Consider the following 13538-nt stretch of genomic DNA (forward strand, 5'->3'; position numbering starts at 1 on the left):
CCTGGAACACGAGACGATGACCCCCGACTTTCCCCTGAGCCTGGAATTCTTCCCGCCCAAGACGCCCGAGGGCGCCGAGAAGCTGGCGGCCGCGCGGCAGCAGCTCTACGCGCTGGACCCGACCTTCTGCTCGGTCACCTACGGCGCCGGTGGCTCCACCCAGGACGGCACCTTGCAGACCGTGCAGGCCATCCTGGCCGAAGGCCGCGACAGCGCCTCGCACTTCACCTGTGTGGGCGCCACCCGCGACTCGGTGCGCGAGAAGCTGGCCCAGTTCAAGGCCATGGGCCTGCGCCGCCTGGTCGCGCTGCGGGGCGATCTGCCCAGTGGCTACGGCAGCATGGGCGAGTTCCGCTACGCCAGCGAGCTGGTGGCCTTCATCCGCGCCGAGACGGGCGACCACTTTCACCTCGAAGTGGCGGCCTACCCCGAGATGCACCCGCAGGCCCGCAGCCCGCAGGCCGACCTGCAGGCCTTCGCCGCCAAGGTGGCCGCCGGCGCCAGCTCGGCCATCACCCAGTTCTTCTTCAACGCCGACGCCTACTTCCGCTTCGTCGACGAGGCGCACGCCCTGGGCGTGAACGTGCCCATCGTGCCGGGCATCATGCCCATCACCAATGCCAGCGGCATCCTGCGCTTCGCCGACAGCTGCGGCGCCGACATCCCGCGCTGGATCCGGCTGCGCCTGCAGAGCTTCGGCGACGACAGCGCCAGCATCAAGGCCTTCGGCCTGGAAGTGGTGGGCGCGCTGTGCGAGCGCCTGCGCGCCGGCGGCGCCCCGGGCCTGCACTTCTACACGATGAACCAGAGCGGGCCGACGCTGACCCTCTGCCGGCAGCTGGGCCTGGTGGCCTGAGCGCGGGACGGGTGACGCAACAGACTGTTGCGCGGCGGCGTCACCCCCACCCCCGCGATCTGACTTGGATCAAGTCCCCCGCAGGGCCCGACCCGCGGATGCAGCCCGCTTGCGCCGACTCAGCTTGACTTCGGCCACTTCACGTTGCAATGGCGTCAGACCAAACGAAACGGTCACCCCTTTTGCAACCTGAAGACAAGAGACGGAGTCCCCACATGCGCAAGCAACTGATCGCCCTGGCCGCCGTGGCCGCCCTGGCCCCCCAATTCGCCGCCGCCCAAGATTCTGGCAACTGGCTGGTGCGTGGCCGTGCGCTCTACCTGCAATCGGACAACGGTGGCTCGACCACCCCCGACCTGAAGCTGTCGACCAACGACAAGGCCTTCCCGGAACTGGACATCAGCTACTTCTTCACGCCCAACGTGGCTGCTGAGCTGATCCTGACCTACCCGCAGTACCAGGAAATCAAGTCGGACGGCACCAAGATCGGCGGCTTCCGTCACCTGCCCCCGACCCTGACCGCCCAGTACCACTTCACCAACTTCCAGGGCTTCCGCCCCTACGTCGGTGCCGGTGTCAACTTCACCAGCATCACCCAGGTCCACTGGACGAACGCCGATGTGGCGGCACTGAAGCCCAGCATCTCCGACAACAGCTTCGGCTGGGCGCTGCAGGCCGGCGTGGACATCCCGGTCGGCAATGGCTGGCTGGTGAACCTGGACGTCAAGAAGGTCAAGATCGGTGTGGACGTCAAGGTCGACGGCACCAAGATCGGCGACTTCAACGTCGATCCGCTGCTGTTCAGCGTCGGCGTCGGCTACCGCTTCTGATGAAGCCGGGCCCCGGAAGGGGCTCCTTTCGAGGGTCCATGTTTTGAGGGGCTGCCGCAGGGCAGCCCCTTTTTTCATGGCCGGTCCCCCCCGCGCCAAAGCGGGTGCCGAGAAAGGACGAGGCTCAGTCCTCGCCGCGCTGCCAGTACACGCCCTCGTCGGTGAGGATGGCGTCCAGCGGGATGTCGTGCGGCTCGGCCTGCAGCCAGGGCACGTAGCCATGGGTGTAGCCCACGCCGGCCGTCACCGGTCGCGGCTGCAGCGCCGCCAGCGTGCGGTCGTAGAAGCCGCCGCCATAGCCCAGGCGCACCCCGCCGGGGCCGTAGCCCACGCAGGGCACCAGCAGCAGCTCGGGGTGGAAGGCCTCGGTGTCCTTGGGCTTGGGAATGCCGTAGGCATCCTCCTCCATCGGACAGCCGGGATACCAGACATGGAAGGTCAGCTGCTTGGTCTCGCGGTTGATCACCGGCAGGCCGATGCGGCGTTCCTCGCCGGCCTCGGCCGCCTCGCTCCAGCGGTAGAGCGCCGGCAAGGCGTCGAACTCGCCCTTGATCGGCCAGTAGGCCCCGATGGTCTTCTCGGGTCGACTGATCAGCCAGACCATCAGCACCTCCTGGAGGTGCGCGGCCCGCTGGTGGCGGTCCAGCAGGGCCATGCGTTCGGCCTGCAGCTGCTTGCGCAGCTGGGCCTTGTCGCGCGAGGGTTCGAGGTTGAGCTTGAACGGCAGGGTCATGGCGTGGGGCGGATCACCGTCGACAACACGCCCCCATTGTGCGCGCTCAGGCGGCCGACAGCTCACCCGCCCAGGCCTGCAGCCGGCGGGCCGCGCGCTCGAGCCGGGCGGCCAGCAGGCGGGCCCCGGCCCCCAAGACCGCCCGCAGCCCATGCAGGTGCTCGGGCACCTGCCAGAGCAGCACCGGCGCGCGGCCCGGCGCCCAGGGCTCCAGCGTGATGCGGTCGCCCGCCGCCAGGCGCAGGCGATCGCCCGCGGCCAGCACATGGTCGGCCAGATCACCGTCCCGGGTCAGCCACACGCGACCGGTGGCCACCAGCAGTTCGCCGGCCTGCCCCGCCCGGCCACGCCAGACCCCGTCGAGGCACATCGTGGAATGCAGCTTCATCATCAATCTCCTGATAGGTGGAGACACCAGATTCCTCTCCACAGCCTGAATCTTCGGCCTCCAGCCTGCGCAGGTCCAATGACGAGTGCGCCGTGGATTGATACCATTCGCGCATGAATCACCTGAGCCAGCGCCCGCTTGCCCTGGACTGCCTGCGCAGCTTCGAAGCAGTGGCCCGGCGCCTGAGCTTCAGCGCCGCGGCCGAGGAGATGCACCTCACCCAGCCCGCCATCAGCCGCCAGATCAAGGGGCTGGAGGAGGAGCTGGGCGCGCCGCTGTTCACCCGCGGCACCCGCAAGGTCGAACTCACCGCCGCCGGCCAGGCCCTGCTGCGCACGGTGGCGCCCCTGCTCATCCGGCTGGACGGCACCGTTCGGCAGATCCGCCTGGCCCGCTCGCGCCACCAGGTCAGCCTGACCACCTTCCCTTCCTTCGCCTCGCTGTGGCTGATGCCCCGGCTGGTGGCCTTCGAGCGCCTGCACCCCTCGCTGGACATCCGCATCTCGGCCTCCGACCGCCTGGTGGACGAGGACGATCCCGAACTGGACCTGGCGCTGCGCCAATGCCGGCCCGAGCGCGCACCGGCCTCGGCCATCCGCCTGTTCGGCGAGGTGCTCAGCCCCGTCATCGGCGCCGGTCTGGCCGCAGCCGTGGCCCGGGGGGATGCGCCGCCCCTGCGCCAGCCCGCCGACCTGGCCCAGCACACCCTGCTGGAGATGGACGACGGCAGCGCCCATTCCAGCGCTCTGGCCTGGCCGGCCTGGCTGGCGGCCCAGGGCCTGGACCGGCTGCAGCCCAAGCGCTGGTTCAGCACCAACTACACCCACCAGCAGATGCAGGCCGCGCTGGCCGGCCAGGGCGTGGCGCTGGCGCGGCTGGCCCTGGTGCACGATGGACTGGCGCGCGGCGAACTGGTGGAGCCCTTCGGCCCGGCCTGCCGGCTCTGGAGCCAGCACGACTACTGGCTGGTGCCGCTGGGCGGCAGCCAGCCCCCGCGGCCGGAACAGCAGGCCTTCACCCGCTGGGTGCTGGACCAGGCGGCGGCCACCCGCCAGGCCATCGGCGACCACGCCGACCCCGACAGCCTGGCCCACGCCGACTGAGCCGTCCATGACGCCCGCGCATGGCGGTGATGCGGGGAATTCAACCCGTCCGCCTGGGCGGGCCCGTAGCATGCGGCCATCCCATCCCGAGGTCGCCCCATGCAGCTCTACATCGGCAACAAGAACTACTCGTCCTGGTCCATGCGCCCCTGGGTGCTGATGACCCACTTCGGCCTGCCCTTCGAGGAGGTCCTGGTCCGTTTCGACAGCTTCGACCCCGGCTCGCGCTTCAAGGCCGTCGTCGGCGCCCTGGCCCCCACCGGCAAGGTGCCGCTGCTGGTGGACGGCGACCTGGTCGTCTGGGACTCGCTGGCCATTGCCGAGACCCTGGCCGAGCGCTTCCCGCAGCACCCGCTGTGGCCGGCCGACCCCGCCGCACGGGCCCGCGCCCGCAGCCTGTGCGCCGAGATGCACAGCGGCTTCGGCGCGCTGCGCAACGCCTGCCCGATGAACATCGAGGCCAGTCTGCCCGAGGTGGGCGCGCAGGTGCTGCGCGAACAAGCGGACGTGGCCGCCGACCTGGCCCGCCTCCAGACCATGTGGACCGAGGCCCTGGCGGCCAGCGGCGGCCCCTTCCTGTTCGGCGGTTTCGGCATCGTCGATGCCTACTACGCCCCGGTCGTCGCGCGGCTGCGCAGCTACGCGCTGCCGGTCACGCCGGTCGTGCAGGCCTACATGGACCGGGTCTGGGCCAGCCCCGGCGTGGCCGCCTGGGTGGCCCAGGCCCTGGCGGAGCGGGACTTCCTGGACTTCGAGGAACCCTATCGCAAGGCCCCCGGCGCCTGAGATCGGCGGCCCGCGAAGCCCCCCAGAACACCCGATGGAAGCCGGGTTGTGGCCGGGGGATCCCACGGGCCTGCGGTACAGTGCCGGACGATGCGCTTCTTCCTGTTCCGCCCCCTGGCCGCCCTCACCCTGGGCCTGCTGGCCGGCGCGGCCGGCCTGTTGCCCGCCGCCTCGGCCCAGGACTTGGACGACACCCTGATCCGACAGGCCAAGGAGGCCTTCCAGAAGCGCGACAAGGATCGGCTGTCCGCGCTGAAGACCGCCGCGCTGGATGCGCGCTACCCGTTGGCGCCCTGGATCGATTACTGGGACCTGAGCGGCCGGTTGAGCGAGGTCTCGGCCCCCGAGGTCGAGGCCTTCTATGCCCGCTGGCCCGGCAGCTACGTGGAAGACCGCCTGCGCAACGACTGGCTGCTGGAGCTGGGCAAGCGGCGCGACTGGGCCGGCGTGGCGCGCGAGTACCCGCACTTCCGGATGGACGACGACCGCGAGGTCACCTGCTACGCGCTGGTGGCGGCCCAGCAGTCCGGCCAGGCCGTCACCGAAGCCGCCCGCCAGGCCTGGATGGACCAGAAGCAGCCCGACGACGGCTGCCAACTGCTGGCCCAGACCCTGTTCGACGCCCGCCAGTTCAGCGAGGCCGATGTCTGGCGCAAATTGCGTCAGGCCGTGGAATTCAACCGCCAGAAGCAGGCCCGCGCTGTGGCCGGCCTGCTGGGCGAGGGCGTGAGCAAGCCACTGACCGCCATCTTCGACAACCCGGCACGCTACCTGGCCCGCCAGGCCCGCAGCGGCAGCCGCCGCGAGGACGAGCTGACCGCGCTGGCCCTGGCCCGGCTGGCCGCCGGCGACCCCGCCGTGGCCGCCAAGCAGCTGGAAGAGCACTGGGGCCAGCGGCTGGATGCCGAGAACGCCGCCTGGGCCTGGGCCATCACCGCCCGGCAGGCCGCCTTCGCCCTGATGCCCGAGGCCCTGGACTGGACCGAGAAGGCCTGGGCCCGGCTGAAGAAGCGCGACGCCAAGGACCCGGACTGGACCGACGACACCCTGGCCTGGCAGGCCCGCGCCTGGCTGCGCCTGGGCAACGGCGAGGCGCGCTGGCGCGGCGTGCTGCGCTGCATCGACGCCATGGGGGTGGACGAGCGCAACAGCGCGGTGTGGCAGTACTGGCGCGGCCGGGCCCTGCTGGCCCTGGCCAAGCCCGGCGACGCCGGCCAGACCGAACGCCGCGAAGGCCAGGCCCTGCTGCAGGCCCTGGCGCCGCAGCTGGGCTACTACGGCCAACTGGCCTCCGAGGACCTGGGCGGCGTGCAAGCCCTGCCGCCGCGGCCCGCCGCCCTGAGCCCCACCGAGCGCGACGCCATGCGCCGCCACCCCGGCCTGCAACGCGCACTGACCCTGTTCGGCATCGGCATGCGCTCCGAAGCGGTGCGGGAATGGAACTTCTCGCTCATCGGCCTGAGCGACCGCGAGCTGCTCTCGGCCGCCCAGCTGGCCTGCGAGCGCGAAATCTGGGACCGCTGCATCAACAGCAGCGAGAAGACCCGCGCCGAGTTCGACCTGGCCCAGCGCTTTCCCACCCCGCACGCCGACGAGCTGCTGCCGCGTGCCCGGGAAATCGGCCTGGACCCCGCCTACGCCTACGGCCTGGTGCGCCAGGAATCGCGCTTCATCACCGACGCCCGCTCCGGCGTGGGCGCCAGCGGCCTGATGCAGGTCATGCCCGCCACCGCCAGGTGGACGGCCAAGAAGATCGGCATGACGGACTACAAGCCCAGCCTGCTGAGCGACAAGGCGGTCAACCTCAAGCTGGGCACCGCCTACCTCAAGCTGGTGCTGGACGACATGGACGGCTCCCAGCCCCTGGCCGCCGCGGCCTACAACGCCGGGCCGAACCGCCCGCGACGCTGGCGCGATGGCCCGGTGCTGGAGCCGGCGATGTGGGTGGAGAACATCCCATTCAACGAAACCCGGGATTACGTCAAGAAGGTGCTGTCCAACGCCACCTACTATGCCGGCCTGATGGGCGGAAAGCCCGCGTCGCTGAAGGCCCGCATGGGCCCCAGCATCGGGCCGCGCACCACGCCGGCCCCGGCCCTGGACGCGGACCTGCCCTGACGCCTGGCCCCTGGCTTGCTACTGGCCTGACATGAACTTGCGATCGGTGCTCATTCTGGGTGGCAGCGGCTTTGTCGGCCGCGCCCTGTGCGAAACCCTGGTGGACCGCTGGAAGGCGGGCCCGCGCCTGCGCGTGCCCACCCGCCGGCTCGCCAACGCCCAGGTGGTGCAACCCCTGCCCCTGGTGGACGTGCTGCAGGCCGATGTGCACGACGACGCCCAGCTCGACCGCCTGCTGGCCGGCTGCGACGCGGTGGTCAACCTGGTGGCCATCCTGCATGGCAGCGAGGCCGCCTTCGAGCAGGTGCATGTGGCCCTGCCTCGCCGCCTGGCCGCCGCCTGCCGGCGCCAGGGCGTGCGCCGCCTCATCCACGTCAGCGCCCTGGGCGCCGACCCGGCCGGCCCCTCGCGCTATCTGCGCAGCAAGGGCCGCGGCGAGGCCGTGCTGCGCGAAGCCGGGCTGGATCTGACGCTGCTGCGGCCCTCGGTCATCTTCGGCGCCAACGACCGCTTCCTCAACCTCTTCGCCCGCTTGCAGGCCCTGTTCCCGGTCATGCCCCTGGCCGGGGCGGACGCCCGCTTCCAGCCGGTGTGGGTGAATGATGTGGCCGCGGCCATCGCCGTCTGCCTGGAGCGCCCCAACACCATCGGCCAGATCTATGAATGCGCCGGCCCCGAGGTGAAGACGCTGGCCGAGCTGGTGCAGCTGGCCGGCCAGGCCAGCGGTCACCCGCGGCCCATCCTGCCCCTGCCGGCCCCGCTGGCCACGCTGCAGGCCCTGGCCATGGAACTGGCCCCGGGCGAGACCCTGATGAGCCGGGACAACCTGGCCTCCATGACCGTGCCCAACGTGGCCACCGGCCAGCACCCCGGCCTGGCGGCCCTGGGCATCACCCCCAGCGCGCTGTTGGCGGTGGTGCCGGGCTACCTGCAGCCCGGCCAGCGCTGCGGCCGGCTGGACGCCTGGCGGGCCCGCCACCGCTGAACCAGGCCTGGAAGCGAGACCCCCATGAAAGCCTATGTCGTCGGTGGTGCGGTGCGCGACGCCCTGCTGCAGCGGCCGGTGAACGACCGCGACTGGGTGGTGGTGGGTGCCACGCCCGAGGACATGCTGGCCGCCGGCTACACCCCGGTGGGCAAGGACTTCCCGGTCTTCCTGCACCCGCAGACGCACGAGGAGTACGCGCTGGCCCGCACCGAGCGCAAGACCGCGCCGGGCTACCACGGCTTCGTCTTCCACGCCGCGCCGGACGTGACGCTGGAGCAGGATCTGCAGCGCCGTGACCTGACGATCAACGCCATCGCCCGCGCCGAGGACGGCACGCTGATCGACCCCTGCGGCGGCCAGCGCGACCTGGCCGCCAAGGTGCTGCGCCATGTCAGCGCCGCCTTTGCCGAAGACCCGGTGCGCATCCTGCGCCTGGCCCGCTTCGCCGCCCGCTTCCCCGATTTCTCCGTGGCGCCCGAGACCCTGGCCCTGATGCGCCAGATGGTCGAGGCCGGCGAGGTCGATGCCCTGGTGCCCGAGCGGGTCTGGCAGGAACTGGCCACCGGCCTGATGGAGACGCGACCCAGCCGCATGCTGGAAGTGCTGCGTGACTGCGGCGCCCTGGCCCGGCTGCTGCCCGAGGTGGACCGCCTCTGGGGCGTGCCCCAGCGGCCCGAGTTCCACCCCGAGGTGGACACCGGCGCCCACCTGCTGCTGGTGCTGGACCAGGCCGCGCGCCTGCAAGCCCCGCTGGCCGCCCGCTTTGCCGCCCTGTGCCACGACCTGGGCAAGGGCACGACCCCGCCCGAGGAATGGCCGCGCCACATCGCCCACGAGGCCCGCAGCGAACGCCTGACCCGCGAGTTGTGCGCCCGCCTGAAGCCGCCCAGCGAGTGCAGCGAACTGGCCCTGGTGGTGGCGCGCGAGCACACCCACATCCACCAGGCCGCCACCTTCGGCGCCGCCGCGGTCCTGCGCCTGCTGGAGCGCTGTGATGCCTTCCGCCGGCCCGAGCGCTTCGAGCTGGCCCTGCTGGCGTGCGAGGCCGATGCCCGCGGCCGCCTGGGCCTGGAACACGCCGACTACCCCAGCGCGCCCTTGCTGCGCCAGGCCCTGCAGGCCGGGCTGGACGTGGACACCGCCCGCGTGGCGGCCGAGGCCCAGGCCCGCGGCGCCAAGGGCCCGCAGATCGGCGACGCCATCCACATGGCCCGGGCCAACGCGGTGGCCATGGCCATCTGAGCCGATCCGCCACGGAAAGTGCGGAACTCCGCACTCTCCCGTGCGTCCATGTGACACTCGGTCTGCCGGCGCTCGATCCGCCAGGCCTTGCCGCCAGACCCCGTCGGCACCACCAGCTGCGCGGGGTCTGTTGTTTTCCGCCTCACAAAGGACCCTTCCCGATGCCCGTGCCCCGGCACCGCCGCAGCGCCACCGCGCTGCTGGGCGCCACCCTGCTGTGCGCCCTGGCCCCCCTGGCTGCCTCCGCGATGGAAGGCATGTGGACCCTGGACAACCTGCCCAAGGCCACCCTGGCCCAGAAGTACGGCTTCACACCCGACGACGCCTGGGTGAACAAGGTGATGCACTCGGCCGCCCGCATGGCCGGCGGCTGCTCCACCTCCTTCGTCTCGGCCGGTGGCCTGGTGCTGACCAACCACCACTGCGTGGACAGCTGCCTGGGTGACCTCTCCCGCCCGGGCCAGGACCTGCGCCGACAGGGCTTTCTCGCCCAGCACCCGCAGGAGGAGCGCCAGTGCCCCGGCATGGAGCTCAACCGGCTGGAGCAGATCACCGACGTGAGCGCCGCCTTCGCCCAGGCCACGGCGGGCAAGACCGGCCAGGCCTACACGGAGGCCGCCAACGCCACCCGCGCCCGCCTGGAGTCGGCCTGTGTCAACGGCCAGGACGCCACCGTGCGCTGTGACGTGGTGACGCTCTACCAGGGCGGGGCCCGCCACCTTTACCGCTACCACCGCTACCAGGACGTGCGACTGGCCTTCGCGCCGGAGGTGTCCATCGGCGCCTTCGGCGGCGACCCGGACAACTTCGACTTCCCGCGCTACGACCTGGACATGGGCCTGCTGCGCGTGTACGAGAACGGCCGCCCCGCCGCCACGCCCGAGTTCTTCCCGTTCAACCCGCACGGCCCGGAGGCCGGCGAACTGGTGATCACGGCCGGCAACCCCGGCAGCACCCAGCGTCTGCTGACCGTGGCCCAGCTGGAAACCCTGCGCGACGTGGACCTGCCCGGTCGCCTGCTGCGCGAGGCCGAGCAGCGCGGCCTGCTGAACCAGTACGGCAGCGAAGGCACCGAGCAGAACCGCCTGGCCCAGAAGACCCTGCGCTGGATCGAGAACGGTTTCAAGGTGCAGTACGGCCAGTTGGAAACCCTGCGTGATGCCGAGGTGATGGCCCGCAAGCGCAGTGAGGAAGCCGCGCTGCGCCAGTTCGCTGCCAGTCGGCCGGAACTGAAGGACACGCTGGGCGCCTGGGACGACATCGCCCGCGCCACCCGGGTCTACCGCGAGATCCACCCCCACCTGGCCTACACCGAAGGCGCCGAGGGCTACTGGACGGACTACTACAGCTGGGCCCGCACGCTGGTGCGCGCGGCAGCCGAACGCAGCAAGCCCAGCGGCGAGCGCCTGCCAGAGTTCGCCGACGCCGCCCTGCTGGCCACCCAGCGCCATCTGCTCGCGCCCCGGCCGATCGATCCCGCCTTCGAGAAGGTGAAGCTGGCCTGGTCGCTGAGCCAGATGCGCCAGTGGCTGGGCGCGGACGCCCCCCTGGTGCGCCAGGTGCTGGGACGCAAGTCGCCGCAGACGCTGGCCGCGGAGCTGGTGGACGGCACGACGCTGGGGGACCCGAAGGTGCGCCAGGCCCTGTGGGACGGCGGCGCGGCGGCCATCGCCGCTTCCCAGGACCCCTTCATCCGCCTGGCCCTGGCCACCGACGGCGAGGCCCGTGCTCTGCGGGCCCGCCATGAGAACGAGGTCAAGGCGGTGGAGACGCGCGCGGCCGAGCAGATCGCCCGGGTGCGCTTCGCCCGCACCGGCACCTCGGTCTACCCGGACGCCACCTTCTCGCTGCGCCTGAGCTTCGGCGAGATCCGCGGCTTCAAGAAGAACGGCCAGCCCGTGGCCCCCTTCACCGAGATCGGCGGCACCTTCGCCCGCGCCACCGGTGAAGACCCGTTCGCCCTGCCCCAGAGCTGGTTGACCGCCCAGCCGGCTCTGAACCCGGCGCAGCGCTTCAACATGGTCAGCACCAACGACATCATCGGCGGCAACTCGGGCAGCCCGTTGATCAACCGCCGCGGCGAGCTGGTGGGCCTGATCTTCGACGGCAACCTGGGCTCGCTGGGGGGCGCCTACTGGTACGACGAGGCCGACAACCGTGCGGTCAGCGTGCATGCCGGCGCCATCCTGGAGACCCTGGACAAGGTCTACCACGCCGACCGGCTGGTGCAGGAACTGAAGGCCGGCGCCGTCCACTGACGGTGGCCCCGGGGCGGGCGTGCAGAACGCCTGCCCCGCCTTCAGGCCGTGGGCCTCAGATCAGCAGCCCGATCACGCTGGCGATCAACCCCAGCACCACGCTGCTGGCCAGGGGCAGGAAGAGCTCGCGGCCGAACAGGCGCAGGCGGATGTCGCCCGGCAGACGGCCCAGGCCGATCTTCTGCAGCCACTCGCCGGCGCGGTTGAAGATCAGCAGGGCGATCAGGAAGACCAGCATCCAGCGCATCGGGTTCTTCCTTCAGAGGCGGTGGGTGCGGTCACCCTCGGTGAAGCCGATGGGGTCCAGGTCCAGCCCAGGGGCCCCCAGGGCAATCACCTTGAACAGCTCGCCCATCTCGTGCTCGTCCACCAGCTTGAGCGCCATGGTCTTGGTCTTCAGGTCGGCCCCGGCCATCAGGTCCAGCAGACCGCAGTTGAAGAGGAAGCGCGCCTGACTGGTGTAGCCCAGCACCTGCAGCCCGGCCTCCTGCGCCGCCAGCGCGATGCCGGTGAAGTTCACATGGGCGGTGATGTCCTTCTCGCCCGGGCGGTCCAGCGGGTCCGGGTCGGCCCGGTGGGCGGCGTGGCACATCAGCGTGCCCTGGTGGCGCTGCGGGTGGTAGTACTCGGCTTCCGGGAAGCCGTAGTCGATGAAGAAGGCCGCACCGGCCTTCAGGTGGCCGGCCAGGCTGCGCACGAAGGCCTCGGCCTGGGGGTGGATCTCGGTCACCGTGCCGGGCAGCACCGGGCCGTCGAAGGGGATGGTCAAGTCGGTGGGCCGGTCGGCAAAGACCAGCCGGCCCTCGTGCCAGACCACCCCGCGCTCCAGCCACTGCGAGCCATCGTCGCTGCGCACCAGCAGCTGCACCGGCATGGCGTCCAGCACCTCGTTGCCCAGCACCACGCCGCGCATCTCGGCGGGCCAGGCGTCCAGCCAGCGCACCGTGTCACCGAAGCGGGCCAGGCGCTGGGCCTGGCGCGCGCGCAGCGTGCCCGACAGGTCCACGATGCTGTAGTGGTCCAGCGCCACGCCGGCAGCGGCCAGGGCGTCGAGCACCTGCTCGGCCAAGGCGCCGGAGCCGGCACCGAACTCGAAAATGTCACGCGTGCCGCTGGCCTGCAGGGCCTGCGCCACCTGCAGCGCCAGCGCGCGGCCGAACAGCGGCGACAATTCGGGGGCGGTGACGAAATCGCTGCCGCTCTCGGGCAGCCAGCCGAACTTGCGGCTGGCATTGGCGTAATAGCCCAGGCCCGGTGCGTACAGGGCCTCGGCCATGTAGCGGTCGAAGGGCAGCCAGCCTCCTTCGGCCTCGATGACCGCACGCAGGCGCGCGGTCAGGGCCGCCGATACACTGTCGGGTTCGCTTGTTGGCATCGCGAGATTGTAGGTTTGGCATGTCGTCATCCCCGTCCACCCCGCCGCATTCCCCTCATTCGCACCGTCCGGTCGCCCTGGTGACCGGCGCGGCGCGGCGCATCGGCCGCCAGATCGCGCTGGAACTGGCCGCCCACGGCCATGACGTGGCGGTGCACTGCCGCCATTCGCGCGAGGAAGCCGAAGTCACCGCCGCCGAACTGCGGGCCCTGGGCGCCCGGGCCGCCGTGGTGGTGGCCGATCTGGCCGACGAGGCCGCCTGCCGCGCCCTGCTGCCCCAGGTGCTGGACCACTTCGGCCGGCTGGACGCGGTGGTCAACAACGCCTCGCTGTTCGAATACGACAGCGCCCTGACCTGCGACAGCCAGCACCTGGCGCGCCACTGGCAGGCCAACACCGCCGCCCCGATCTGGCTGGCCCAGGCCCTGGCCGCCCATGTGGCCGAACGCGGCGGCCAGGGCTGCGTGGTGAACCTGCTGGACCAGAAGCTCTGGAACCCGAACCCGGACTACTTCTCCTACACCCTGAGCAAGGCCGCGCTGCGCGAGGCCACCGTGCTGCTGGCCCAGGCCCTGGCGCCACGGGTGCGGGTGGCGGGTGTGGCGCCGGGCGTCACGCTGCTGTCGGGCCCCATGTCCGCCGAGGAATACGCCAAGGCGCACCGCATGACGCCGCTGGAGCGGTCCTCCACGCCGGAGGACATCGCCCGCGCGGTGCGCTTCCTGATCGAATCCCCCGCCATCACCGGCACCACGCTGGTCGTGGATGGTGGCCAGCACCTGGCGGCCCAGGGCCGCGACGTGCTGTTCCTGGCCCGCCAGGAGCCCACGGCCCCCGCGGCCCCCTCCCCGAAAGAATGAC

At 71.4% G+C, this 13538-nt stretch carries 13 protein-coding genes; 9 read left to right on the forward strand and 4 right to left on the reverse strand.

Features of this window, described 5'->3' with window-relative positions; all coding sequences use genetic code 11:
• The first annotated feature begins 16 nt into the window (after positions 1–16).
• Positions 17–856, forward strand: a complete 840-nt coding sequence (gene metF / locus LRM40_RS15020) for a methylenetetrahydrofolate reductase [NAD(P)H] (protein WP_151123953.1) — start codon at positions 17–19, stop codon at positions 854–856.
• 215 nt (positions 857–1071) lie between these two features.
• Positions 1072–1686: an OmpW/AlkL family protein gene (locus tag LRM40_RS15025; RefSeq protein ID WP_151123952.1), complete on the forward strand. Its 615-nt coding sequence runs from the start codon at positions 1072–1074 to the stop codon at positions 1684–1686.
• Positions 1687–1810: 124 nt separating this feature from the next.
• Here the strand turns inward: LRM40_RS15025 and LRM40_RS15030 are convergent, their stop codons facing one another.
• Positions 1811–2419, reverse strand: coding sequence for a 5-formyltetrahydrofolate cyclo-ligase (locus LRM40_RS15030; protein ID WP_151123951.1), 609 nt, complete (start codon positions 2417–2419; stop codon positions 1811–1813).
• 46 nt (positions 2420–2465) lie between these two features.
• Positions 2466–2810: a DUF2917 domain-containing protein gene (locus LRM40_RS15035; RefSeq protein ID WP_151123950.1), complete on the reverse strand. Its 345-nt coding sequence runs from the start codon at positions 2808–2810 to the stop codon at positions 2466–2468.
• A gap of 110 nt (positions 2811–2920) precedes the next feature.
• Between LRM40_RS15035 and LRM40_RS15040 the strand changes: the two genes are divergently transcribed.
• The 6 genes from LRM40_RS15040 to LRM40_RS15065 all read left to right on the forward strand — a co-directional run bounded on the left by LRM40_RS15040 (position 2921) and on the right by LRM40_RS15065 (position 11302).
• The gene (locus tag LRM40_RS15040; RefSeq protein ID WP_151123949.1) at positions 2921–3910 is read left to right on the forward strand and encodes a LysR family transcriptional regulator; all 990 of its coding nucleotides are present in this window, start codon (positions 2921–2923) and stop codon (positions 3908–3910) included.
• A 99-nt stretch (positions 3911–4009) separates the two neighbouring features.
• On the forward strand, positions 4010–4696 hold the full coding sequence (locus LRM40_RS15045; RefSeq protein ID WP_151123948.1) for a glutathione S-transferase family protein: 687 nt from the start codon (positions 4010–4012) through the stop codon (positions 4694–4696).
• Positions 4697–4786: 90 nt separating this feature from the next.
• On the forward strand, positions 4787–6814 hold the full coding sequence (locus LRM40_RS15050) for a lytic transglycosylase domain-containing protein (protein WP_151123947.1): 2028 nt from the start codon (positions 4787–4789) through the stop codon (positions 6812–6814).
• 37 nt (positions 6815–6851) lie between these two features.
• Positions 6852–7799 (forward strand): complex I NDUFA9 subunit family protein, encoded by a 948-nt coding sequence (locus LRM40_RS15055; RefSeq protein WP_375138567.1) that lies wholly within the window; start codon positions 6852–6854, stop codon positions 7797–7799.
• A 24-nt stretch (positions 7800–7823) separates the two neighbouring features.
• Positions 7824–9044, forward strand: coding sequence for a multifunctional CCA addition/repair protein (locus LRM40_RS15060; RefSeq protein WP_151123945.1), 1221 nt, complete (start codon positions 7824–7826; stop codon positions 9042–9044).
• A 161-nt stretch (positions 9045–9205) separates the two neighbouring features.
• Entirely contained in the window at positions 9206–11302 is a 2097-nt protein-coding gene (locus LRM40_RS15065) for a S46 family peptidase (RefSeq protein ID WP_151123944.1), read from the forward strand.
• 55 nt (positions 11303–11357) lie between these two features.
• On the opposite strand, the gene LRM40_RS15070 is transcribed toward LRM40_RS15065, so the two are convergent.
• Positions 11358–11549, reverse strand: a complete 192-nt coding sequence (locus tag LRM40_RS15070; protein ID WP_022982149.1) for a DUF2905 domain-containing protein — start codon at positions 11547–11549, stop codon at positions 11358–11360.
• 12 nt (positions 11550–11561) lie between these two features.
• The gene (locus LRM40_RS15075; protein WP_151123943.1) at positions 11562–12677 is read right to left on the reverse strand and encodes a class I SAM-dependent methyltransferase; all 1116 of its coding nucleotides are present in this window, start codon (positions 12675–12677) and stop codon (positions 11562–11564) included.
• A gap of 20 nt (positions 12678–12697) precedes the next feature.
• Between LRM40_RS15075 and LRM40_RS15080 the strand changes: the two genes are divergently transcribed.
• A complete protein-coding gene (locus tag LRM40_RS15080) occupies positions 12698–13537 on the forward strand; it encodes an SDR family oxidoreductase (RefSeq protein WP_151123942.1) in 840 nt (279 codons plus the stop codon).
• The last annotated feature ends 1 nt before the right edge of the window (position 13538 follow it).

It is taken from the genome of Ideonella dechloratans (assembly GCF_021049305.1).
GTDB lineage: Bacteria > Pseudomonadota > Gammaproteobacteria > Burkholderiales > Burkholderiaceae_C > Ideonella > Ideonella dechloratans.